Genomic DNA, 22,430 nt, shown 5'->3' with positions numbered 1-22,430 from the left:
CAGCACGATGACCGATGTTTGCGCGAAATATATGACTGCTTGATTAAAATTGGTCATTCGCCCTGATTACACGTTCGGCGAAGTCCCTGGCGTTGATCTCGCCGATCACTCGCACATCGGCGCGTTCGACACCGTCCTTGCCAAAAAACATCAGGGCCGGGGGGCCGAACAACTGGTAGCGATCGAGCAGGGCGCGTTGCTCGGCGTTGCTGGCGGTGATGTCGAAGCGGATCAGCCGGTAACCCTTGAGGCGTTCGATGACGACAGGGTCATCCAGTACCTCGCGTTCGATGACCTTGCAGCTGATGCACCAGTCGGCGTACCAGTCGAGCAGCAGCGGTGTGCCGGACGACCGGGCCTCAGCGAGCACGCGGTCCAGATCGGCGGAAGTGCTGACGGTTTGCCAGGTGCTGGTGTTTTGCGCGGGTCCGTTGTTTTCAGCGATACGGGGCTGGCCGATCGGGTTGAACGGGTCGGTCTGGCCGCTGAAGGCGCCATACCAGCAGGCCAGTGCGTAAAACAGCAGGAACATGCCGAACAATTGCCCCAGGCGTTTGCGCGGTGGTTTATAGACGAACTCCAGCGCCCCCATGAACAGGCCGACGCCGCCTGCCAGCAAACCGATCAGAAGCAAGGTGACCTGGCCCGGCAAGACGCGGCCGAGCAGGCCAACGGCCAACCCGAGCAACAACACACCAATCGCGTTTTTCACGTAGACCAGCCACGGACCGCTCTTCGGCAGCCAGGCTGCGCCACCGGTGGCCACCAGCAACAGCGGCGCGCCCATGCCGAGGCCGAGCATGAACAGTTTCAAGCCGCCACCCAGCGCATCGCCACTGGCGCTGATGTACAGCAACGCCCCGGCCAATGGCGCCGAAACGCAGGGTGAAACCAGCAAGCTGGAGACCACGCCCAACACCGCGGCGCCCCACAGTGACCCGCCTTCGGTGCGGCCGGCGATGCGGTCCAGGCGACTGCTGATGGCATGCGGTAGCTTGAGTTCGAAGACGCCGAACATCGCCAAGGCAAACACGGCAAAAAACATCGCGAACGGCACCAGCACCCAGGCCGATTGCAGCCGCGCCTGTAGATTGAGCTGGGCGCCGAACAGGCCCATCAGGGCGCCGAGCAGGGCAAAACAGGCGGCCATCGGCAGCACATAGGCCAGCGAAAGATTGAAACCGCGCCAGCCACCGACCTGACCGCGCAGCACCACCCCGGAAAGGATCGGCAGCATGGGCAGCACGCATGGCGTGAACGTCAGGCCCAGGCCGGCGAGGAAAAACAACGCTAGTTCGCGCCAGCTCCATTGATAAGCCGTCGCCGGAGCGCCGCTGCCGTCGATGCTCAGGCGCTCGGTTTCCGGCGGATAGCACAGGCCTTTGTCGGCACATCCCTGATAGGTCACGACCAGGGTGAAGGCACGTTGGTCGGTGCGCGGCAACTCAACGTCGAGAATGCCGTGGTAGACCTCGACATCGCCGAAGTATTCATCGTGCTTTTTCTGGCCGTCGGGCAGTTTCGCCGCGCCGAGGAGGACATCGGCCGGGTCGGCGCGAAACTGAAAACGGTGGCGGTAGAGGTAGTAACCTTCGGTGGCGACGAAACGCAACTTGATCGATTGCGGTGTACTGTCTACCAGGCTCAGCTGGAAAGCTTCGCGCACCGGCAGGAAGTCGGCGCTGTTGTTGATCGAGCCCAGGCTTGAGCTGGGTCGGTTCTCCAGCAAGCCAGTGGCGCTGGCCGGCAGGACGAACACTAAAAACAACAGGCAGAGCAAGCGGCGCATGACGATCTCGCGTATCGGAATTGGGGGGATGATAGCGGACGGCGGCGTGATATGCAGGAGGGGAGTCTGAGGTGTTTGTTCTGACGCCATCGCGAGCAAGCTCGCACCCACAGGGGATTTGCGTCGTGCACAAATCAAATGTGGGAGCGAGCTTGCTCGCGATGGCGGTCTATCAGACGCGGAAGGCCTGAACGGCTGTATGCAATCGACCACCCAGCACCAGAAGATTTTCTCCCTGTTCACGCCCTTCACCAATGCGCAGCAAATTATCCCCGCCCAGCTGGTGAATCCGCTCACTGTGGTCACGGATTTCGCTGACAGCACCGCTTTGCTGGGCGGTGACATCGGCGATGCGTACCGCCGTGTCGGAAATGGTCTGGATCGCCCCGACGATTTTATCCAGCGCGCCATCAGCGGCCTGGGCCTGGCTGGCCGTGGCTTCGGCGTGTTCGACCTGGGCTCGCATGCCCTCCACCGATTGCCGCGCGGCGGTTTGCAGCCCTGCGATCAGCGTCTGGATTTCTGCGGTGGCCCCGGCGGTACGTTGCGCCAGTGACCGCACCTCTTCGGCCACCACCGCAAAACCTCGGCCCATTTCCCCGGCCCGGGCCGCCTCGATGGCGGCGTTCAAGGCCAGCAGGTTGGTCTGGTCGGCAATCGAGCGGATCACCGTCAACACGCCGCCGATGGTGGCCGACTCTTCGGCCAGGTGTTCGATCATTTGTGCATTGCCTTGCACTTCATCCACCAGCGCATGCAGGCCGGTGAGGCTCAGGCCGATGACTTTCTGTCCATGCTCCACGGCCAGGCCGGCGTGGCGGCTGGCTTCGGCGGCCTGGCTGGCGTCGCCGGCGACTTGTTGAATGGTCGCTTCCAGTTCGCTGAGGGAGTCGCGGATCAGTGCCGTGTCGCCAGCCTGATGCTCGGCATCGTCATGCAGGTCGTTGCTCAGGTCGGCCAGGGTGCGGCTGCTGCCGGCCACCTGTTCGGCGTTGCGGCGAATGGTCCCCACCAGGTCCACCAGATAAGCGCGCAAGCGGTTGAGGGAGGCTTCAATGTCATGCAATTCGCGGTTGGTGTTGCCCAGTTGAATGTCGCGGCTGAAGTCGCCTTCGGCCCAGGTCGAGAGGGCCGGGGCGAGGTTGGTCAGGGTCCGGGCGAGTTTGCGTTGCAGGGTGTCGATCAGCAATGCGATCAACAGAATCAAGCCGATCATCACGCCTTGCATCAGCCGTACTTCACCCTGGATCTGCCCGTGCTGGGCGCGCACCACCGGTTCCATCCCTGCAATGGCCTGTTGCACGTCGGCGATTTTCAGGTGGGTCGCCGCGCTGAGGTCGGCGCGCTTGCGGATTTGATCGCGAGTGCGCGAGAGCTCGGCCGGATAGCGGATGAGCAGGCTGTTGAGCTCGCGCTTGAGGCCGACGCCGGCATCTTCGGCGACGGTTTTTTCCTTGTTCTCCAGGCCCATCATCGAGGCGAAATCATCAGTGTTCGACTCGCTGCTGGTGGTCACGCCCAGCAATGGCAGGGCGTCGAGTTTCTCTGCCTGGATACGGATGTTGGCCACTTCGCGTTCGACATCGGCGGCCAGTTCGCTGCGGCCGCTGCTGACCAGTTTGTCCCGGGTCAGGGACAATTTTCCCAAGTGTTGCGATGCGGTGAGCAGCGGCGTGAGGTAGGCCGCATTGCCACTGGCGTACTGGCTGAGTTGATCGAGACTGGCGCCTAGTTCCCGCTCGGCCTGCAGCAGCAAGGCCTGCGGATCGCCTGCCAGTTTGCCGGCGGCCAGCAGGTCGGTCTTGCTGAATTCTTCAAGGGTCGACAGGCTGGGGCGCAACGCCTCGGCCAAGGCCGGTGGCAATTCGCCGAGTTCTTTTTGCAGGCTGTCGATGCCTTGGGCGGCACTGCTCAGGCGCAGCGCATCGCCGCTGCCCAGGTAATCCTCAATGCTGCGGGCGACGTCATTCTGAAATTGCTGCGACAGGCCCAGGTAGCGCTCCATTAATAGATATGGGCGCTCCAGGGCTTTCTGCGACCACCACAGCGTAGCGCCGAGGGCCACGCACACAGCCACCAGAAGGAGGGTATTGAGATTGGTCAGCAGCTTCAGGCGCATTACGGACTACCAACGGCAGAAATGGTAAGTGCCTGAAGTTATTGCGTTTCTGTTACAGGGTTATGACCGTATCGGTCGATTCCGATAAAAAAGTGGCACTTTGCTTTGATGTGCGTGCGCCCTGTACGCGATTGCGTCCGCCGTGTTTGGCGCGATACAGCGCTTCGTCCGCCTGGTTGGCCATCATCAAGCTGTCGGAGCTTTCGCAAAGCTCAACCACTCCGGCACTGAAGGTGCACCACAGATCCTCGGGTTGCGCGGGATAGTGAATCTCGGCAAAGCGCTGACGGATTTCATCGAGCACGTTGTAGGCCGCTTCGATATCGGTATCCGGCATGACGATGGCGAACTCTTCGCCACCGTAGCGGCCGATGAAATCGGTTTTGCGCAGGCGTTGCTTGAGAAACAGCGCCAGGCTCTTGATCACCCGGTCGCCCATGGGGTGGCCGTGGCTGTCATTGACCCGTTTGAAGTGGTCAATGTCGAGCATGGCAAAGCTCAGCGGCTTGCTTTCGCGGCGGGCGCGGAACGAACAGTCTTCGAGCAATTGCAGGATATGCGTGTGGTTGTACAACCCGGTGAGACTGTCGCGGACCATCCGTGCCTTGAGGTTGCGTGCCCGGGCCGCGCGGTTGCGCACGGTGGTGATCAGGTGCCGGGGCTTGATCGGTTTGGTCAGGAAGTCGTCGCCGCCCTCGCTCATGGCGTCGAGCTGCTTGTCCAGGTCGTCTTCGGCCGACAGGTAAATGATCGGCACGCTGACGTAACGGTCGTTATGGCGGATCACCTTGGCCAGTTCCGTACCGGTGCAGGCCGGCATGTACATGTCGAGGATGATCAGGTCCGGCTGGAAGTCCGCCAGTTCGGCCATGGCCTGGATCGGCTCGATGAGCGTGCGGGTGACGATCCCGGCGCTGTTGAGCAGACGCTCGGTGTGCAAGGCCTGGGCGCGGGAGTCGTCGATGATCAGCACTTTATAAGGCTCGTACTGGGCAACGCAGGTCAGGACTTCGATCTTCTCCAGCAGGCTCGACGCTTCGAGGGTGCCGGTAAGGAATTCCTGGCCGCCCGCACGCACGGCGGCCAGGCGGGTCGGGGTGTCGGTTTCGTGCAGGCTGAAGAACAGCAGCGGCAGCTGATGATCGAGGCCTTCCTGGGCTTCGGCGGCCAGTTTCAGGCCGACACCGGTGCCACTGAAGTCCACGTCCATGACAATCGCCGCCGGCATGCGCTCGACCATCGATGAGCGAAACGCGTCTACGCTGTCCAGGGACTGGGCGCTGAGGCCGAAGAATTCCAGTTGTTTGGCCAGGCGCTCGGCGCGGTCGTGATCCTGCAACATCACGTAGATGGGCTTGCGCAGCGGCGGCAGGAAGGTTTGATCGAGTTGGTCGCCATGGCGCAGGCCGGTGCGTGACAGGCGCTGCATCAAGCGGTTGAGATCGGTGATCAGGCCACTGCTCAGGCGTCCGCGATTGGCGTCGACCGCTTCCAGTGACTGACCGATGTGGCGTGCCAGTTGCGAGTGTTCCGGTTGTTCGAAACGCTCGGCGAAACGCAGCAGGCGCAGATTGGCCTCGCTCAGTTCCGAAAGGTCGGCGGTGGACCACTCACTGCGTTGCAGGCGCTGCCATATCTCAAGAATCTGACGAGCCTGATGAATTACCCGCTGGGCAAAGTGGTGCTTGAGGCGCTCGCGGCTGGGATCTTCTGGCTCGGTCATATCCTGACTACTAGTTAGGGTGCACACTGAGGTCGAGTGGTGGCTCTATGCTAGCACCACTTTTCCATTACATGAGTGCTGTACGTCAATAATCTGCAATGTGTCTTTATTCAGTTTGTGACTGGCCGGTCTTGTTCTAGCCTTTCAAGTCGCGGTTTTAAGGGGCGAAGTACCTGAATCAGGGCACTTGGCGGGGGCGGGGTGGAAATGGGCGAGTGACGGAACGCCGGCCATTCATGATTTTTTTGCCAGTGCTGATCGGCCCGTTTTTTCGGGTATTAGAGGGTCGGGGATTCCCTTAGGGTGGCAATCCAAACCATTAGGGGGGATTTTGAGGGTCGCCGCGTCGTCGGGTGCGCAGACGTTCTTTTGATCCGCAAGCCCGGTAATTTTCCGCATCGGTGCGATGGCGGGTGCCGGGCCAAGGCACGTTGTTGTATGGTTGTGGTCGAACCGTTGAACTCAAGAGCTTGAAAGGATATCGCCATGCTGGACTGGAAGAACCGCACAGACAGTGCGCCTGAACGTGCCGCTGAACCGAAGTCGGAGACCCGCAGTTATCTGGGTGGTCTGTTGTTCAGCCGGGCGCTGGCCACTCTGCTGGGCATCTACCTGTTGGTGGCGAGTGTCCTGGGCTGGTACTGGAGCCAGGAGCCGGCGCTGTTCCCGGTCCAGCAAACCGCTCAACTGGCGGCCGAAAAAGAAGGCAAGCAGATGGTCGTCGGCTACACCACGGTGGAAACCCTCAAGACCGTTGCCGGCACCTTGCTGACCAAGCAGGGCGGCTATATTTCCAACGACCGATTCCCGCCAGGCCTGTGGATGGACAACATGCCGAGCTGGGAATATGGCGTGCTGGTGCAGGTCCGCGACCTGAGCAGGGCACTGCGTAAAGACTTCGCCCGTTCGCAATCGCAGTCCGCCGAAGACGCCGACCTGGCCAAGGCCGAGCCGCGCTTCAACTTCGACAACAAGAGCTGGGTGCTGCCATCCAGTGAGTCCGAGTACCTGGAGGGCATCAATTCCCTGAGCCGCTATCAGGCGCGACTGTCCGATCCTAACCAGAAGAGCGCGTTGTTCTATGCCCGCGCCGACAACCTGAACAACTGGCTGGGTGACGTCGGCACCCGTCTGGGTTCGCTGTCGCAACGACTGTCGGCCAGTGTGGGCCGGGTCAAGCTCAACACTGCGCTGAAGACCGAGGTGGTGACGCCGGGTGTGGCGCCGCAAGTCGATGAGGAAATCGTCGAAACCCCATGGCTGCAGATCGACAACGTGTTCTACGAAGCTCGCGGCCAGGCCTGGGCTCTCTCGCATTTGCTGCGCGCCATTGAAGTCGACTTCGCCGATGTGCTGGCCAAGAAGAACGCCACGGTCAGCGTGCGCCAGATCATTCGTGAACTGGAAGCGTCGCAGGAGCCGGTGTGGAGCCCGATGATCCTCAACGGCAGTGGCTTCGGCGTACTGGCCAACCACTCGCTGGTCATGGCCAACTACATTTCCCGGGCCAACGCGGCGGTGATCGATTTGCGTCAACTGCTCAATCAGGGCTGAGTCATGGTCGATAATGCCAGGGAGGCCGCGCACCGTGCGGCTTCCGATGCCGAACAGATCGCCTGGGTTGACGAGCAGGACAACCTGCTCGGCGCCCTGGTTCGTTCCGATTTGCGCGAGCGCGGGCTGATCGGGCGCGGCACCTACATTATGTTGTTCAACTCCGCTGGCGAGCTGTGCGTGCATCGCCGCACCCTGAGCAAGGCAATCTATCCCGGTTTCTGGGACGTGGCGGCGGGGGGCATGGTGCTCGCCAGTGAAACTTATGCCGAGTCGGCGGCAAGGGAGCTGGAGGAAGAACTGGGCGTGAGTGGCGTGGAACTGACCGCCCATGACCACTTTTACTTTGAGGACACCGGCAATCGCCTGTGGTGTTCGGCGTTCTCGGCGGTGTGGGACGGCCCGTTGATCCTGCAACCGGAAGAGGTGCTCGAAGCGCGCTTTATCCCTATCGATCAGGTCATGCTGGAAATCGAGCAAAAGCCTTATTGCCCGGACTCTCTGGCCGCGTTGAAGCGCTATTTGCGCTCACGCCGGATCGACGTCGCAAAACAGCTATAAATTGGCGCCGATTGGCTCTTAGCAATCGGCGTTTTTGCCGTTACACTGCGCGACCTTTTTAAACTGAACCGGTATTGCTGGTTGTTGCTGTAGGAGCGAGCTCGCTCGCGATGGACGTCAACGATAACGCGGGCATCCAGAATGAACGCGTCGCTTTTGAGTTCATCGCGAGCGAGCTCGCTCCTGCAGTGAAATGAATGTCGTACCGTTTCAGTAGCGCTGCCCCTGCCTGAGTGGGGCTTCGCGGTCGATAGCCTTCCCAAGTGCTGCGACCAGTCTTTGTCCTCCGAAGAGGATTGCCGGTGGCCAAAAAAGCCGCATCCTTCGCCGCCTTGGGCGGCCTGGTATTTTCCACCGACGCAGGTCGTCATTGCCCGGAATGCAGTAAACCGGTGGACGCCTGCATCTGCAGACAGACCGTTATCCCGGCCGGCGACGGCATCGCTCGCGTGCGTCGCGAAAGCAAGGGCCGTGGCGGCAAGACGGTGACCACCATCACCGGCGTGCCGTTGGCTGAAGACGCGCTCAAGGACCTGGCCACGACGTTGAAGAAACGTTGTGGTACCGGTGGGGCGCTGAAAGACGGTGTCATCGAAATCCAGGGCGATCATGTCGAGCTACTCTTGGCAGAACTGATCAAGCTCGGTTTCAAAGCGAAGAAGTCCGGCGGCTAGCAGCCTCTGTGAAAACCACCCTCGGCTTGATCCGGTCCTGATGACATTCAGGTCCGGCATCGTCTACATGGTTTTCACAGAGCCTGTTCATGACCGGTATCTAAACTCACTGCGGTCGGCGGGGTCTATTGCCTCGTTGACGAACCGTCATTTTCATTCTTTAGACTGCGCCGGCCTGAACCCAGGCGACGCACTATGACTTCTTTATAGGGGACTTCGATGTCCGTACGACGCACACGCAAAGACGATGGCAGCCAATGGACAGTTGCGGACAGCCGCAGTGTTTACGGGATTCGCCATTGGGGGGCCGGGTATTTCGCGATCAATGACGCCGGTCGCGTCGAAGTTCGTCCGAACGGTCCGAGCAGCTCGCCTATCGACCTGTACGAGCAAGTCGACCAGCTGCGCAAAAGCGGCCTGTCCTTGCCATTGCTGGTCCGTTTCCCGGACATCCTGCAAGACCGCGTGCGTCAGCTGACCGGCGCATTCGACGCCAACATCGAGCGTCTGGAATACCAGAGCAAGTACACCGCGCTGTACCCGATCAAGGTGAACCAGCAGGAAGCGGTGATCGAAAACATCATCGCCACCCAGAACGTTTCTATCGGCCTGGAAGCCGGCTCCAAGCCTGAACTGCTGGCGGTGCTGGCACTGGCGCCGAAGGGCGGCACCATCGTCTGCAACGGCTACAAGGACCGCGAGTTCATTCGCCTGGCGCTGATGGGCCAGAAGCTCGGCCACAACGTGTTCATCGTGATCGAGAAAGAATCCGAAGTCGGCCTGGTGATCGAAGAAGCGGCTTCGCTCAAGGTCAAGCCTCAGGTCGGCCTGCGCGTGCGCCTGTCGTCCCTGGCCTCGAGCAAGTGGGCGGACACCGGCGGTGAAAAATCCAAGTTCGGCCTGTCGGCGGCGCAACTGCTGTCGGTGGTCGAGCGTTTCCGCGCGGCGGGCCTGGACCAGGGCATTCGCCTGCTGCACTTCCACATGGGTTCGCAGATCGCCAACCTGGCGGACTACCAGCACGGCTTCAAGGAAGCGATCCGTTACTACGGCGAATTGCGCAACCTCGGCCTTCCGGTGGATCACATCGACGTCGGCGGTGGCCTGGGCGTGGACTACGACGGCACGCACTCGCGTAATGCCAGTTCGATCAACTACGACATGGACGACTACGCCGGTGTCGTGGTCGGGATGCTCAAGGAATTCTGCGATGCACAGAGCCTGCCGCACCCGAACATCTTCTCCGAAAGCGGCCGTTCCCTGACCGCGCACCACGCGATGCTGGTGATCCAGGTGACCGACGTCGAGAAACACAACGACGACGTGCCGCAGATCGAGAACAAGGAAGCGCTGCCGGAAACCGTGCAGTGGCTGGTGGACCTGCTGGGTCCGACCGACATCGAAATGGTCACCGAAACCTACTGGCGCGCCACGCACTACATGAGTGATGTTGCCTCCCAGTACGCCGACGGCAAGCTGACCCTGGCCGAGAAAGCCCTGGCCGAGCAGTGCTACTTCGCCGTGTGCCGTCGCCTGCACAACTCGTTGAAGGCACGCCAGCGTTCCCACCGTCAGGTGCTGGACGAACTCAACGACAAGCTGGCCGACAAGTACATCTGCAACTTCTCGGTGTTCCAGAGCCTGCCGGACACCTGGGCCATCGACCAGGTCCTGCCGATCATCCCGCTGCACCGTCTCGACGAAGAGCCGCTGCGTCGTGCGGTACTGCAAGACCTGACCTGTGACTCCGACGGCAAGATCAACCAGTACGTCGACGAGCAGAGCATCGAGACCAGCTTGCCGGTGCACGCGTTGAAAGAAGGTGAGGACTACTTGCTGGGTGTGTTCCTGGTCGGTGCCTACCAGGAAATTCTTGGCGACATGCACAATCTGTTCGGCGATACCGATTCGGTGAACATCTACCAGAACGCCGATGGCAGCGTGTACCACGCCGGTATCGAAACCCACGACACCATCGAAGACATGCTGCGTTACGTGCACTTGTCGCCGGAAGAACTGATGACCCACTACCGCGACAAGTGCGCCAGTGCCCGCATCAGCGCAACCGAGCGCACGCAGTTCCTCGATGCCTTGCGTCTGGGGCTGACCCGTTCGTCTTACCTGTCTTCCTGAGGTAAGCGTCACGCTCATCAGGTCGTCTGAAAATTTACCGTTCGCTGCGGAAATTTCAGATGACCTGGTGCGGCAATTCTCCTGTTCCAGGCGAAATTTCCAGCATCTTCGACGACCCAACGCATTTGGTCTTCTTTTCGCGTAGGTTATTTCCTAATTTGTATTTCGGCACTCTACTCGGCCATGTCTCTCAGCGAGAATCCCCGGCCGCCCCTCCTGTAGAGAAACGCCGATGTTCAATCCAGTCAGCGAACCGTCATTTCGTCTGGATGTAGCAGGTCTGCCCGATTCCTTAGAGGTCCTGGTCTTTACCGGCAGAGAAGCCATCAGCGAGCCGTTCGTGTTCGACCTGGAACTGCTGATCGAAGACCCGGTGCTTGACCTTGCCAGTTTGCTGTATCGCCCTGCCTCGTTGCATTTCGGACCAGCCGGAAGCTACGTGCATGGACAATTGCATGAGCTCGTCCAGCGTGACCACACCAGCGGACCCCGACTCTGCCAGGTGCGCCTGGGGCCAAAACTGGCTTGCCTGGCCCAGCGCTTCAGCCAGCGAATCTTCAGTGCCCGATCAGTGCCGCAAATCCTCGACCAGGTCCTCAAGGAGCACGGCATTACCGGCAAGGATCGACGTCTGGAGCTAAGTGGCCAATACCCGCCCCGGGATTTTTGCACACAATATCGAGAGTCAGACCTGCAATTTCTCCAGCGACTGTGCGCCCAGGAGGGGCTTCACTACCACTTCGAACACCGGGCCCGCGGGCACTGTGTGGTGTTTGGTGATGACCGGCAGCATTTTCCAACCGGCGAACCTGTGGTATTGCGCAGCGAGGGCGATCGACCGGCGGTGCGGCAGTTCGAACGTCGGCGTAGCGGTGGGACGGCCGTGCAGTGCGCCGAATGCCGGACGGACCTGGCAACCTTGCGCAGCGGTCGACTGATGCCGCTGTCCGGTCATCCGGTTGCCGATTGCAATCGGCTCTGGCTGCTGACCAGCGTTGAGCATTGGGGCAGCCAGGATACGACGACGCCTTATCACAACCAGGCCCGTGCCCTGCACTGGCCGGCACCCATCAAACCGCCCTGTGTGACGATCGAACCAAGGATGCATGGCCCGCAACGGGCGTGGGTCGTCGAGGTCGATGAGCCAAGCCCTGACCCGCAAAGGCCGGTACCGGTGCAATTCGACTGGCTTTATCAGGGCGAAGGGGCGACGCCCAGTCATTGCTGGCTGCCCCTGGCCAGGCAGTTGCAGGCCTCGACGTTCACGCCGATACGGGAAGGGACCGAGGTGGTCGTGGGTTTTGTCGAGGGCGATCCCGATCAACCGCAGATAACCGGGGTACTGCATGCGCCGGCAACGGTCGAGGTGACGGACGCCGACACCCCCCAGCCCGGCTGCACCCATGATGAGGGCCTGGAGCAATGGTTGCGCTCGGGGGAGCCATTGCTGATGTTGTGCCTGCTACCCGGTGGCGGCAGCTTCAACCATTGCGCACAGGCTTTGTGCACCTGTCGTCTGGCGACGCAGCTTGGCCAGAGCTCTGGAGCATGATTGCCACACGTACGCCCGAGGCACCCCCTCAGTGGTTGTTGCTGGATGTGCCGGGCACGCCGCAGGCGGGTGTCACACTTCGGCAAATGTTTGCCCAGGCCCGATGGTTCGGGTTGTTCGAAGGCACGGAGTGGCATGCACTGCATGAACAGGGGCCGGTCCTGGTCGATCTGCGCACCTGCCCGGCACTGGCGGATTTATGCACCGTCGACGGAAAACGCTGGCCCGGACTGCTGGTGGTCAGCGAGGCGGGCGCTTCGTCGTTGCTGGCGCATTTGCGGCGCATGCTCACGGTCACGCTTGGCCTGCACCGGGCCCTTCTGAGTTACTATAACCCAACCACGGCCAGTTACTTTTTCGATGCCTGCGATGCGGTTGAACTGAGTCGCTGGCTAGGACCTATCCACCAGTTACGCTGGTTCGGCGGTAGTTGGGCCGACCGCGCGATGGGGTGTGAGGGCTGGCAGCGCTTGTCCAGCCCGGGGTTGTCGGTCAGCCCGTTGGCAGTCGAGGAAAGCCTCAGCGTTGGGCAGCAGGGAAAATTGCAAACCTGCCTGCTCGAGCAGCATGCCTGGCGCTGGAACCGATCCACCGGTGTCGATTTCCCCCGCCTGTGGGCTCATGTGCAGGAGGGGATCGCGCTGGGGTTCAGCGAGCGCCCGGTGCTTGATGGCTGGATATGGCTACGCCTGCAGTATCCCGACGCGGTGCCCGTGCAGCCGTTGCCGGGCGGAACTCAACAGGAACGCCTCGATCACCTGCGAAACCGGTGGCAGAACGATCCACCCTGGCCATGAGGTCGAAATTGATTGTCGGGGCCACGCCCGATCAGTGAATACCGCCGGCGAACCAGCCATCGTTACGGCGCAGGCGCCAGGCGATCATGCCAAGGGTCAGGCTGCGCAGCAGCATGAACAACAGAAAGGTTATCCATAGGCCATGGTTGCCCCCGCCTTGCAGTGCCCAGCTGAAAGGCAGCACCAGCGCCACGGTCAGCAGCATGCCGTTGCGCATCTCCCGGGCGCGGGTGGCGCCGATGAACAGGCCGTCGAGCAGGTAACTCCAGACGGCAATCAGCGGCAGTACGGCGAGGTAGGGCAGGTAGATGAACGCGGTGTCGCGCACACTTTGAATGTCGGTCTGCATCTCGATGAACAGATGCCCGGCGAACAGAAACAGCGCGGCAAAGCCCAGGCTTGCGAGCAACGACCAGCCACCGGCCACTACCAATGAACGGCGCAGGGCATCGCGGTTACGGGCGCCAAGAGCATGTCCGCACAGGGCTTCGACAGCGTGGGCCAGGCCATCGAGGGCGTGGGCGGTCAGCAGCAGGCCATTGAGCAAAAGAGCGTTGGCCGCGACCGTGGCGTCGCCAAGCCGTGCGCCTTGCACCGTGATCAGGAAGAACACCGATTGCAGTGCCAGGCTGCGGATGAAGATATCGCGGTTGACCGCCAGCAATGGCCGCCAACTCTGCCACAGCGCCAATGCCGCCCAGACGATATGCCCGGGGTAGGCGCGCAGGGCTTTGCGAGTCATCAGCAAGCCGATCAGTGCGCCGGTCCATTCGGCAATCACCGAGGCCCGGGCAGCACCGACCACGCCCCATTCCAGGCCGAGGACGAACCACAGGTTCAGGGCAATGTTGACCAGGTTGGTGCTCAGCAAAATCGCCAGGGGTGCCCGGGCATTCTGGGTGCCGAGGAACCAGCCGACCAGGGCATAACTGGCGAGCGCCGCCGGCAGGCCGAACAGGCGGGTATGGAAGAACTCGCGGGTCAGCTGATCGAGCTCAGCCGACGGTTGCATGAAATGCAACGCGACCCCGCTCAAAGGCACGCCCACCGCACCCAGGACCACGGCCAGGCCGATGGCGAGCAGCAGGCCTTGCAACAGAATCTGCCGCAAGGCGGCACCATCCCCACGCCCCGCTGCCTGGGCGGCGAACCCGGTGGAGCCCATGCGCAGAAAGCCCATGGCCCAGGCAAGGAAGGTGTACAGACTGGCCCCGACCGCGACGGCGCCGAGTTGATGGGCGTGGGGCAGGTGACCGATGACGGTGCTGTCGACCAATGCCACCAGCGGTACGGAAATGTTCGAGAGAATCATCGGCGCGGCGAGTGCCCAGACCCGGCGATGGGTAGGGTGGTCGCGCCAGTCGGCGGTCAGGTTGGACATGCAGGCTCCTTGGAGGAGCGGGCATTGTAGCGGTGAAAACGGATTAGCTAAGTGAGCTCAATTCATAAAACACCAGAGATCCAATGTGGGAGCGAGCTTGCTCGCGATAGCGCTCTTTCAGTTGAATCAATTTTTGATGTGCCGACGCCATCGCGAGCAAGCTCGCTCCCACAGGTGTTCGGTGGGGTCAGTGGATGATCCAGCTGAGCAACCACAGCCCCAGCACCAACCAGATGAAACCCATGATGAACGACGCATTGAGAAAGGCGCGGATCGCTGACCACAGCAGGATCAGGCCGAGGATCAAGGTCACGATGCTGATGACCGAGGTATCCATGCCCAGCGCCTGGGACAGGCCTTCGATGAAATTGCTGCTGGCGTTGCTCAACAGATTGAACAGACCACTGAGGCCATCAACGATGAAGCGGATGATCGAGCCGAGTACCTGGCCGAGCCATTCGGAAAAACCTTCTACCTGCATGAAGTGAACGTCCTGTTTAAAGAGAATTGAGTCTTGGGCTGTCGATCAGGCTGCCGAGTTCCCACAAGCATAGAGGGTTGCACAGAGAACATGCATCTTCTGCCCTTGCCTTCACCTGTGATCCCCCCGAAGCTATACGTCTTCAGGAGAGCCCGATGAACCTTGTTGAACTGACCGAACGCCTGCACGCCATTCGTGACCGCAATGACTGGCGGCAATTTCACAGCCCGAAAAACCTGGCCATGGCCGCGAGCGTGGAAATGTCCGAGCTGGTGGAAATTTTCCAGTGGCTGACCGAAGACCAGTCACGCCAGTTGCCGGCGGACAAACTCGCCCACGCCGGGCAGGAAGTCGGTGACATCGTGCTTTATCTATTGCTGCTATGCAGCGAACTGGGCCTGGACATGGACGCCGTGGTGCGCAGCAAACTGGCGGACAGCGAACGGAGGTTCAGCTGATGAGCGACCGTCATTTCGATCAACTGGCGACCCGTTTCGCCGAAAAAATCTACGGCGGTGCCAAAGGCGCGATCCGTCTGGCGGTGTTGCAGGCCGATCTGGCCGAAGTCTTGCCCGACCGGCCGCTGCGCGTGCTGGACATCGGCGCTGGCCTTGGCCACATGTCGTTGTGGCTGGCCGAGCGGGGCCATCAGGTGACCCTCGCCGAGCCTGCCGAGCCGATGCTCGAAGGCGCCCGCCAGCGTTTTGCCGAAGCAGGGCAGAGCGCCACGTTCATTCAGGCACCCTGGCAGGAGCTGCTCGGGCAACTCACCGAACCCTACGACCTGGTGTTGTGCCACGCCGTGCTGGAATGGCTGGCCGAACCCCACGCCATCCTGCCGGTGCTGCATCAGCTGACCAAGGCTGACGGCTGGCTGTCCCTGGCGTTCTACAACCGTGACGCGCTGATATATCGCAACTTGCTCAAGGGGCATTTCCGCAAGATGCGCAAGAACGACATGGCCGGCGAAAAGCAGAGCCTGACCCCGCAACAGCCCCTTGATCCGCGTGAGCTGGCGGCGCAACTTGAAGGTCTGTGGCAGGTCGAAACCATGAGTGGCGTGCGGGTTTTCCACGATTACATGCCGGTGGAATTCCAGGCCCGCGCCGAGCTGGCGGACCTGCTGGAAATGGAACTGGCCCACCGTCGTCATCCGAGCTTTGCCGGGCTTGGACGTTACTTGCACTGGATCTGTCGGCCTGTCTGATCGGAGCACGCAATGAAAAGTCATTCAGGTGTACTGGTGTTCTGCCTGGGGCTGGCTGCCTGTCAGGGCAGCAACCCCTATGTCGCCACGTCCAACCCATTGCCACCGGCGCCGCCCCAGGCCGCCAACACCTTTGACCGCAGCGCTTACCCGGCAGCCCCCCGTGACTATGGGCGCTACCGCAGTTGGGCCTGGCTCGACGGGCATCTGCCACCGGGCACCGCCTGGGCCGACTCGGCACAGATCGCCGAAGCGGTCAGCAATGCGCTGGATCAACGCGGCTTGCGCCCGTTGCACGACAATCGCCCGGCCGACCTGTTTGTCAGCGCCGACCTGCGCCTGGAAACCCGTTTGCGCCAGGTACAGGACGACTATTACGGCGGCGGTTATGGTGGCTACAACGGCTACGGCCCTGGGTATGGCGGGTACGCCACCGTACCTGTCGTTCGTACCTATCAGGAGCAAGTCGTGGTGGTTCAGGTGGATATGTTTGACGCCAGGAGCGGCCAGCCGGTGTGGAGCTCCAGCGCTGAAACCGGCAACCGGGGCAGCGAAAGCGAGCGGGCCGATGCCATACGGGAGGCTGTGAAAAAGGCAATGTCGGCGTATCCTCCTAGTTAGCTTCTTGTAGATAAGAAGCATTCCGCAGGATCATGCCTTCAACCGGAGACTCATCATGTTCCGCCGTTTTGTTTTACTGGCAGTGGCCGCGCTGCTCAGTGCCTGCGCCGCCAACCAGGTCAATCATGACTTCGACGCCAGCCGCGACTTTGCTGCCTATCGCAGCTGGACCTGGAAAGAACCCGCCCTGCAATACCGTCCCGACGATCCACGGATCAAGAGCGACCTGACCGAGCAGCGCATCCGTCAGGCGGTTGCCGATCAACTGGATCAGCGCGGTCTGCGCCCGGCCGCCGCAGGCGCCAAGGGCGATTTGAATGTGCAGACCTACCTGATTGTCGAAGAGCGGCAACAACAGGTGACCACCAATTACGGTGGCGGCTGGGGTAACCCGTGGTATGGCTACTACGGCGCCCCTATGTATAACGAAACCCGCAACGTCAGCTACAAAGTGGCGACCATCCAGATCGACCTGCTCGATGGCAAGGACGGCAAACTGGTGTGGCGTGGCAGTGACGAACAGATACTCAGCCGCACGCCGAACCCGACGGATCGTCGCGATGCCATCTGGGAAACGGTCACGCGGATATTGGCCAACTACCCGCCGCACGCATCCTAGAGTCAGCCAGTCTCTCAACCCCTGTGCCCTACAGGGGTTTTTATGCCTGGCACTGGCGAGCCTGGGGATCGACCTGAACAAAGTCGAGGTGGGTGCCAACCTCCGTTGTCACTCGGGACGCCCATCCCCGGCGATCTGATCCGGCAGCACAATCGGCAGTTCTATGCAGAAACGCGCACCCTCGGTGGAGTTCCTGACGCTCAGCTTGCCGCCCATGTTCTCGACAATGTCATAGCTCACCGAGAGCCCCAGACCGGTGCCGAAGCCCACCGGTTTGGTGGTGAAGAACGGCTCGAAAATCCGCTCCAGCAAACGCGGGTCGATACCGCCGCCGTTGTCCTCGACCCACAGGCGTACCGAGTGTGTATCCCGTTCGGTGTACAGCGAAATCCACGGCTTGAACCCGGGCAGGGTTTCGCGCTTGCCGAGCAACGCGTCCCGAGCGTTGACCATCAGGTTGATCAGTACCTGTTCAAGCTGATCGACATAGCCGCGCACCTGCACCTCAAAACCGGTCTCGCTGATGCGCAGGTCGACGCCTTTGTCGCGCAGGTCCTCGGACAACAGTGACAGCGTGCCTTCGATGGCCTGGACCGGGTTGAACGGTTGCTGCTCGGTTTCCGAGCGGCGGCCGAACACCCGCATGTGGTCCACCACCCGCGCGGCACGCTGCACTTGCGTGTCGATGCGCGTGAGCTTGTCGATCAGGTAATCGACCTGTACTTCGCCGTTGTTCAGGCGCTTGAGTACGTTGACGATAGCCATGCGCATCACGTTCAGCGGCTGGTTGATCTCATGGGCCAGGCCGGTGGCCATTTCTCCGAGGGTGGCCATTTTCGCGCTTTGTGTGAGCTGCTGCTGCGCGCGCCGCACCTCGGTGTTGTCGCGCCCCACGGCCTGGACCTCGAGCAACCGGCCCTGTTCATCGAACACCCCACGATCGGACCAGATCCACCAGGCGTGTTCGCAGCCGGGCAGTTGCAGGTTGATCTCGGCGGTGCTGACCGGAAACTCGGGGCTCAGTCGGTTCAGCCGCTGGATGAATGCAGTGCGCTGTTCCCCGGACATCCAGTCGCCCAGATTCACCCCCGGCAATTGTTCGGGCGCCAACTCCAGACAGGTGGCCAGCGGGCGGTTGCCGAAGGTCAGGGTCAAGTCCGGCTGGTAGCGGCAGATCATCGCCGGCGAGTCTTCCACCAACATCCGGTAGCGTTCTTCACTCTGCCTGACCTGTTCGGTGGCCAGGGTCGCTTCGGTGATGTCCAGCCACAGACCCACGGCTTCCACCGGCAGGCCGAGGTCGTTGCGCAACAACTTCGCTTCATCCAGCAGCCAGTGATAGTCGCCGTGACTGTCACGCAACCGATAGCGGGCGCGCACCGAGCCTTCACGCAGCAACAGCCGCGTGCGCTCGAAATACTGCAGTCGGTCGTCGGGATGCACCCGCTCCCCCAGCGCCCCGGGTGCGCAGTCGGCGAGGGTCCAGCCGAGCAGTGGCAACAGGCTGTCGCTGAAGAACACCGGGTGCAACGCACCGTCGACATAGCGCTGTACGTAAATCACCGCCGGAGAGCTGGCGATCAGATTGTCCAGGCGTGCATGGGCGACGATGGCGCTCTGTTCCTGGTTCTTGATGTCGCTGATGTCGAGCATGAACCCCACCAGACGACGGTTTTTTCCCGCGCCCAGCGCCTGGCCTTGCAGGCGATACCAGGCGGGTGCGGGCGCACCGTAGGGGCGATACAGGCGCACGCACAGCAGCAGGGGAGTGCCAGTCTCCTGCAAGTCTTGCAGGCAGATGCGCAGCTCTTCGCGGTCGGCGGGATACACCTGATCGAGCCAGTCCTGCATGGATAAACGCGACATTCCAAGGTTCAGGGTAGTGGCCAGCGAAGGTGCCAACTGAACCTCGTCGCTGTCGCTGAAAACTTCCCACCAGCCTGTTCCCAGCAAGGCTTGCAGCGATTCCAGGCGTTCCAGTTGCAGGTGATGCCGGTGCTCGCGCAGGCGCCCGAGCAAGGGACTGGCGAGCGCGGCGGTGATTTGTAGCCAGTCGCGTTCCGTGACATCGGGGGCGCGTTTTTGCGCCGTGTAGAAACCGCACAGCATCCAGGCGACCACCCCTTGCGCATCATGATAGGGCACGACGAAGCCATCGGTATTGCCGAACGTACCTTGCAGGCGCGGGTGTTCGCGCGGGGTCAGGTGCTGCGGTGCCGAGCCGCTCAAACTGTCCAGCCCCGTACCCAGGCGTTGACCGTTTTGCCACAGTTGCGGTGCATCCAGGGCGGCGTAGTGCTGGTGAATCTGCCAACCATGTTCCTGCTCATCGAGCAAGGCGAGAGCAATGCAGGGGATCTGAAAACGCTGGGCCAGGCTTTGCAGTTGCTCGGTCAGCACCTCGGGCAGGCGCGTCAGGCTGCACAGGCGCAACTGTTCGGCGATTTGCTGCGCCAGCACCTGGCATTGTTCGCGGTTGCGCGATTGCAGGCGCTCAAGCAGCAGGTCGCCGATGTCCAGCATCTGCAACAACCAGGTATCGGCCAAGGGCTGCGCCCAGCCGCGCAAATGCAGCGGGGGGCCGTTGAGGCTGTAGAAGTCCAGGTCCAGGGTTTGCCCCTGCCAGTCCGCCGGCGAGCCTTCGATGACGAGGCTGCTGTGGGGCAACAGGAAGTCGAACAGATGCGGTGCCTGCTCGCTGGGGGGGTGCTGGGCCAGCAAGTGCCGCAGCGGACCGCTCAGTTGAACGACACGCCCCTCGGCATTGAGCTGCATCTGCAATCCGAAACTGTGCACCCGCGGTGCCTCTTGCGGTTCCGGCGGGGGCGGCGGATGGCGATGGAGCAGGCGCCCGAAGAGTTTGTCCCCGGCACTCAAAATTGCAGACTCGCACTGGTCGTGAGGGTCGCCGGCAGATTCGGTACTTGTCCGATGCCCGGCAGGTTCAGATGAATGGCGGCGGTCAGCAATCCCAGGGCGAACTCATTCGCGGCGGCACTTCTTTGTTTGTGGGGGAGGCTGGCTTTCATGAGTGCGTCTACCTTGACCATCACTGAGTAATGTCAGCATAGAATCATTCCGCCAAAACGGAGGTTTGGGTTGTGTACATATCCATTTCTTCGGCAACGGCTGCTTACGGTTCCGCTCTTACAGCGGGTCACTTTTGGCAAACGCCCCAAAAGTAACCAAAAGGTCTCGCCCCTTACGTACGGCCCCTCGCTTAGGCTCGGGGTTCCTTCGCTGCGGTATTCATCCGGGGGCATTGCCCTCCGGTCGGCTTCGCTTCGACCTACATACAATGAGTTCGACTGCGTCGAACGGCGCTGCGCGCCAATCCCCGGATGAACACCTCCGCTCAGCCTGCCGAGGGGGCGGGTGGATCAAGATCAAGAGCTGCAGGCGAGCTAACGCTCGGCCTGATGAGTGGTGAGAAGCAGCGGGTGTACGCCGACCTATTGTGGGAGCGGGCTTGCTCGCGAAGGCGGCCTGACAGCCGAACTGAATTTGGCGGATGTACCTCGACCCTGTGGGAGCGGGCTTGCCCGCGAAGACGGCCTGCCAGCCGATCTATTTCTTTCAGATGTACCCAGCCCAACTGTAGAAGCCTGCTCGCGATGACGTCCTTTCAGCCAACACATTCCTGTGTAGTTTTCCTCAGATCCCGAGGAAATCTCCGACATGTTTCTCAGGTTGTCCGTCGGAAGCGCGATCTCTAGCCTTTGTCTGTCGCTGCAAAATCAGTGATCGGGTTTGGTCGCCCGGGTTTAGAATGGCGCACAGTGCCGCGTGAGCGGCATTTTTGTGCTTGCTTAATGGCGAGCTGTGCGTGGGAGGGCTTAGGCCCTGCCGGGTTTCCATTCCCTGGTCGACCAACCTGCGTACGGTTCGCCACCCTTCTGCTTGGTCGCAGTGATGGCGAACTCCGAATCCAAGAATGGAGCTTCACCATGTTCAAACCCACCCCAAATCCCCCCGAAACCGACGACGTTTCCCCCTACCAATCCCCTCACTCAAATAAACTCCACGAAGTCGCCGACCGCGCCCTCGATCACTACCTCAATCCGCCCAAGCCACCTGCCGTTCACAAACCCAGCACTCTGTTCGTCATCGCCCCGGACATCGATACCGAGACCCTGCTGGCCCACGCCTGTGAGTCGCTGGCGTCGGCGAGTGTGATGGCGAGTGATTTCGCAGGTTTTCTGGAGGGCTCGCAGCGCAACACCCTGCTGGGGATTGCGCAGGTGATCATGCTGGGTGAGCTGGCGGTGAACCGGGCGCTGGATAATCTCGATCCGCAAAACTAACCGCGGAGCTTTTGTGGCGAGGAGCCAGCGCCCTCGCCACGTCGAGGTATCAGCTTTCTCAGGCAACCGGCCGCCAATGCCCGACCATATGCTCCAGCTCCCCAACACCCACCAACTGAAAATCCCCGCTCGGCCCTGGCGCACTGGCCAGTAACGTCACCTCACTGGGCAACCGTACCGGTTTCTTGAACTGCACCGCGATCTCGACATTCGCTACAGGCAGATGCCCGGCCAGCGCAGCCAACGTGCGTGCCTTGTTCCACAGGCCATGGGCGATGGCGGTCGGGAAGCCGAAGAGTCGGGCGCTGGCCGCGCTCAGGTGGATCGGGTTGTAGTCGCCGGACACCTTGGCGTATTGCCGGCCGATGTCCGAAGGCGCTTTCCAGTGCTCGACTTCGCTCAGGGCCAGGCTGGATACCAGGCTCTCTTCGAGCGGTTCACCTTCGAGTTTGACGCCGCGACAGAGCATCCGGCTTTCCGCTTCCCACAACGGCCCCAACTGATCGTCGAGGGTGGTCAGCAGATCGAACGTCGCGCCTTTGGCGTGGGGTTGCAGGTTCTGCACTTGCACGCTGACGCACACCCGATTCACTCCACCCATGGGACGCAGTACACGAACGCGATTGCTCAGGTGAATCAGGCCCAGTAGCGGGAACGGGAAGTCCCTGGTCGTGAGCAGTTGCATCTGCAAGGCAAACCCGAGGATGTGCGGGTAGGTCGGTGGCAGCAGGCCGTTGTCGGCGAAACCACAGACCTTGCGATAAGCCGCCAGGCGCTTGGGATCGGCTTCGACCCAGCAACGCAAACCCGAATCGGGTAGGGTGGTGCCCGTGATTTTTCGCCGTGTCGCCGCTCGTGCGTACAATCCCGGCAGGCCGGGTTCGCGGTTGAGTGTGTGCCAGTCGGTGATCATCC

The 22,430-nt window shown here is 61.5% G+C and carries 19 protein-coding genes; 11 read left to right on the top strand and 8 right to left on the bottom strand.

Annotated features, from left to right (window positions below; translation table 11 throughout):
- Positions 1-43 precede the first annotated feature (43 nt).
- The 3 genes from AC1Q6Y_RS09895 to gcbA form a co-directional block, all read right to left on the bottom strand.
- Positions 44-1,789 carry a protein-disulfide reductase DsbD gene (locus AC1Q6Y_RS09895; RefSeq protein ID WP_492624491.1) on the bottom strand — a complete coding sequence of 582 codons (1,746 nt, stop codon included), beginning with the start codon at positions 1,787-1,789 and terminating at the stop codon, positions 44-46.
- Between the two features lie 172 nt (positions 1,790-1,961).
- Positions 1,962-3,005: a methyl-accepting chemotaxis protein gene (locus AC1Q6Y_RS09890; protein ID WP_492624584.1), complete on the bottom strand. Its 1,044-nt coding sequence runs from the start codon at positions 3,003-3,005 to the stop codon at positions 1,962-1,964.
- 955 nt (positions 3,006-3,960) lie between these two features.
- Positions 3,961-5,631 (bottom strand): diguanylate cyclase GcbA, encoded by a 1,671-nt coding sequence (gene gcbA / locus AC1Q6Y_RS09885; protein WP_057712158.1) that lies wholly within the window; start codon positions 5,629-5,631, stop codon positions 3,961-3,963.
- Between the two features lie 486 nt (positions 5,632-6,117).
- On the opposite strand from gcbA, the gene AC1Q6Y_RS09880 reads away from it, so the two are divergent.
- From AC1Q6Y_RS09880 to AC1Q6Y_RS09855, 6 genes are all read left to right on the top strand, one after another.
- Positions 6,118-7,185 (top strand): DUF2333 family protein, encoded by a 1,068-nt coding sequence (locus tag AC1Q6Y_RS09880; protein WP_090452925.1) that lies wholly within the window; start codon positions 6,118-6,120, stop codon positions 7,183-7,185.
- Between the two features lie 3 nt (positions 7,186-7,188).
- On the top strand, positions 7,189-7,746 hold the full coding sequence (locus tag AC1Q6Y_RS09875) for an NUDIX hydrolase (RefSeq protein WP_057712156.1): 558 nt from the start codon (positions 7,189-7,191) through the stop codon (positions 7,744-7,746).
- Between the two features lie 302 nt (positions 7,747-8,048).
- Positions 8,049-8,420 (top strand): translation initiation factor Sui1, encoded by a 372-nt coding sequence (locus tag AC1Q6Y_RS09870; protein ID WP_057712155.1) that lies wholly within the window; start codon positions 8,049-8,051, stop codon positions 8,418-8,420.
- A gap of 219 nt (positions 8,421-8,639) precedes the next feature.
- On the top strand, positions 8,640-10,553 hold the full coding sequence (gene speA / locus AC1Q6Y_RS09865; protein WP_057712154.1) for an arginine decarboxylase: 1,914 nt from the start codon (positions 8,640-8,642) through the stop codon (positions 10,551-10,553).
- A gap of 232 nt (positions 10,554-10,785) precedes the next feature.
- Positions 10,786-12,105, top strand: coding sequence for a type VI secretion system Vgr family protein (locus tag AC1Q6Y_RS09860; protein ID WP_492624490.1), 1,320 nt, complete (start codon positions 10,786-10,788; stop codon positions 12,103-12,105).
- Positions 12,102-12,902, top strand: coding sequence for a DUF4123 domain-containing protein (locus AC1Q6Y_RS09855; RefSeq protein ID WP_492624489.1), 801 nt, complete (start codon positions 12,102-12,104; stop codon positions 12,900-12,902). The genes AC1Q6Y_RS09860 and AC1Q6Y_RS09855 overlap by 4 nt, the downstream gene beginning before the upstream one ends.
- Positions 12,903-12,933: 31 nt before the next feature.
- Here the strand turns inward: AC1Q6Y_RS09855 and AC1Q6Y_RS09850 are convergent, their stop codons facing one another.
- Both AC1Q6Y_RS09850 and AC1Q6Y_RS09845 read right to left on the bottom strand, forming a co-directional pair.
- Positions 12,934-14,283: an MATE family efflux transporter gene (locus AC1Q6Y_RS09850; RefSeq protein ID WP_492624488.1), complete on the bottom strand. Its 1,350-nt coding sequence runs from the start codon at positions 14,281-14,283 to the stop codon at positions 12,934-12,936.
- 187 nt (positions 14,284-14,470) lie between these two features.
- Complete coding sequence (locus AC1Q6Y_RS09845; RefSeq protein WP_057712150.1) at positions 14,471-14,764, bottom strand: hypothetical protein; 294 nt, start codon at positions 14,762-14,764, stop codon at positions 14,471-14,473.
- A 155-nt stretch (positions 14,765-14,919) separates the two neighbouring features.
- Between AC1Q6Y_RS09845 and AC1Q6Y_RS09840 the strand changes: the two genes are divergently transcribed.
- The 4 genes from AC1Q6Y_RS09840 to AC1Q6Y_RS09825 are packed head-to-tail and all read left to right on the top strand — an operon-like array spanning position 14,920 to position 17,211.
- A complete protein-coding gene (locus tag AC1Q6Y_RS09840) occupies positions 14,920-15,222 on the top strand; it encodes a MazG-like family protein (protein ID WP_085727452.1) in 303 nt (100 codons plus the stop codon).
- On the top strand, positions 15,222-15,971 hold the full coding sequence (locus AC1Q6Y_RS09835; protein WP_218495141.1) for a methyltransferase domain-containing protein: 750 nt from the start codon (positions 15,222-15,224) through the stop codon (positions 15,969-15,971). The genes AC1Q6Y_RS09840 and AC1Q6Y_RS09835 overlap by 1 nt, the downstream gene beginning before the upstream one ends.
- Before the next feature lie 12 nt (positions 15,972-15,983).
- Positions 15,984-16,592 (top strand): DUF4136 domain-containing protein, encoded by a 609-nt coding sequence (locus tag AC1Q6Y_RS09830; RefSeq protein ID WP_057712147.1) that lies wholly within the window; start codon positions 15,984-15,986, stop codon positions 16,590-16,592.
- A gap of 55 nt (positions 16,593-16,647) precedes the next feature.
- Complete coding sequence (locus AC1Q6Y_RS09825) at positions 16,648-17,211, top strand: DUF4136 domain-containing protein (RefSeq protein WP_057712146.1); 564 nt, start codon at positions 16,648-16,650, stop codon at positions 17,209-17,211.
- Between the two features lie 108 nt (positions 17,212-17,319).
- Here the strand turns inward: AC1Q6Y_RS09825 and AC1Q6Y_RS09820 are convergent, their stop codons facing one another.
- Together AC1Q6Y_RS09820 and AC1Q6Y_RS09815 are read right to left on the bottom strand one after the other, a co-directional pair.
- Positions 17,320-20,088: an ATP-binding protein gene (locus AC1Q6Y_RS09820; RefSeq protein WP_492624487.1), complete on the bottom strand. Its 2,769-nt coding sequence runs from the start codon at positions 20,086-20,088 to the stop codon at positions 17,320-17,322.
- Entirely contained in the window at positions 20,085-20,240 is a 156-nt protein-coding gene (locus AC1Q6Y_RS09815; protein ID WP_223502800.1) for a hypothetical protein, read from the bottom strand. The genes AC1Q6Y_RS09820 and AC1Q6Y_RS09815 overlap by 4 nt, the downstream gene beginning before the upstream one ends.
- A gap of 918 nt (positions 20,241-21,158) precedes the next feature.
- On the opposite strand from AC1Q6Y_RS09815, the gene AC1Q6Y_RS09810 reads away from it, so the two are divergent.
- Positions 21,159-21,515, top strand: a complete 357-nt coding sequence (locus AC1Q6Y_RS09810) for a DUF6124 family protein (protein WP_492624486.1) — start codon at positions 21,159-21,161, stop codon at positions 21,513-21,515.
- 58 nt (positions 21,516-21,573) lie between these two features.
- Here AC1Q6Y_RS09810 and AC1Q6Y_RS09805 read toward each other — a convergent pair whose 3' ends face one another.
- Complete coding sequence (locus tag AC1Q6Y_RS09805; RefSeq protein WP_223502799.1) at positions 21,574-22,428, bottom strand: MaoC family dehydratase; 855 nt, start codon at positions 22,426-22,428, stop codon at positions 21,574-21,576.
- Between the last annotated feature and the right edge of the window lie 2 nt (positions 22,429-22,430).

The sequence above is a fragment of the Pseudomonas sp. GW823-FHT06E10 genome, assembly GCF_058794995.1.
This window is presented reverse-complemented; position numbering and strand designations above follow the sequence as displayed.

Excerpts from the sequence above, each read along its gene's own strand:
- AC1Q6Y_RS09895 (WP_492624491.1), bottom strand. The coding sequence starts at position 1,789 with ATGCGCCGCTTGCTCTGCCTGTTGTTTTTAGTGTTCGTCCTGCCGGCC.
- AC1Q6Y_RS09890 (WP_492624584.1), bottom strand. The coding sequence starts at position 3,005 with ATGATCGGCTTGATTCTGTTGATCGCATTGCTGATCGACACCCTGCAA.
- gcbA (WP_057712158.1), bottom strand. The coding sequence starts at position 5,631 with ATGACCGAGCCAGAAGATCCCAGCCGCGAGCGCCTCAAGCACCACTTT.
- AC1Q6Y_RS09880 (WP_090452925.1), top strand. The coding sequence starts at position 6,118 with ATGCTGGACTGGAAGAACCGCACAGACAGTGCGCCTGAACGTGCCGCT.
- AC1Q6Y_RS09875 (WP_057712156.1), top strand. The coding sequence starts at position 7,189 with ATGGTCGATAATGCCAGGGAGGCCGCGCACCGTGCGGCTTCCGATGCC.
- speA (WP_057712154.1), top strand. The coding sequence starts at position 8,640 with ATGTCCGTACGACGCACACGCAAAGACGATGGCAGCCAATGGACAGTT.
- AC1Q6Y_RS09860 (WP_492624490.1), top strand. The coding sequence starts at position 10,786 with ATGTTCAATCCAGTCAGCGAACCGTCATTTCGTCTGGATGTAGCAGGT.
- AC1Q6Y_RS09855 (WP_492624489.1), top strand. The coding sequence starts at position 12,102 with ATGATTGCCACACGTACGCCCGAGGCACCCCCTCAGTGGTTGTTGCTG.
- AC1Q6Y_RS09850 (WP_492624488.1), bottom strand. The coding sequence starts at position 14,283 with ATGTCCAACCTGACCGCCGACTGGCGCGACCACCCTACCCATCGCCGG.
- AC1Q6Y_RS09845 (WP_057712150.1), bottom strand. The coding sequence starts at position 14,764 with ATGCAGGTAGAAGGTTTTTCCGAATGGCTCGGCCAGGTACTCGGCTCG.
- AC1Q6Y_RS09840 (WP_085727452.1), top strand. The coding sequence starts at position 14,920 with ATGAACCTTGTTGAACTGACCGAACGCCTGCACGCCATTCGTGACCGC.
- AC1Q6Y_RS09835 (WP_218495141.1), top strand. The coding sequence starts at position 15,222 with ATGAGCGACCGTCATTTCGATCAACTGGCGACCCGTTTCGCCGAAAAA.
- AC1Q6Y_RS09830 (WP_057712147.1), top strand. The coding sequence starts at position 15,984 with ATGAAAAGTCATTCAGGTGTACTGGTGTTCTGCCTGGGGCTGGCTGCC.
- AC1Q6Y_RS09825 (WP_057712146.1), top strand. The coding sequence starts at position 16,648 with ATGTTCCGCCGTTTTGTTTTACTGGCAGTGGCCGCGCTGCTCAGTGCC.
- AC1Q6Y_RS09815 (WP_223502800.1), bottom strand. The coding sequence starts at position 20,240 with ATGAAAGCCAGCCTCCCCCACAAACAAAGAAGTGCCGCCGCGAATGAG.
- AC1Q6Y_RS09810 (WP_492624486.1), top strand. The coding sequence starts at position 21,159 with ATGTTCAAACCCACCCCAAATCCCCCCGAAACCGACGACGTTTCCCCC.
- AC1Q6Y_RS09805 (WP_223502799.1), bottom strand. The coding sequence starts at position 22,428 with ATGATCACCGACTGGCACACACTCAACCGCGAACCCGGCCTGCCGGGA.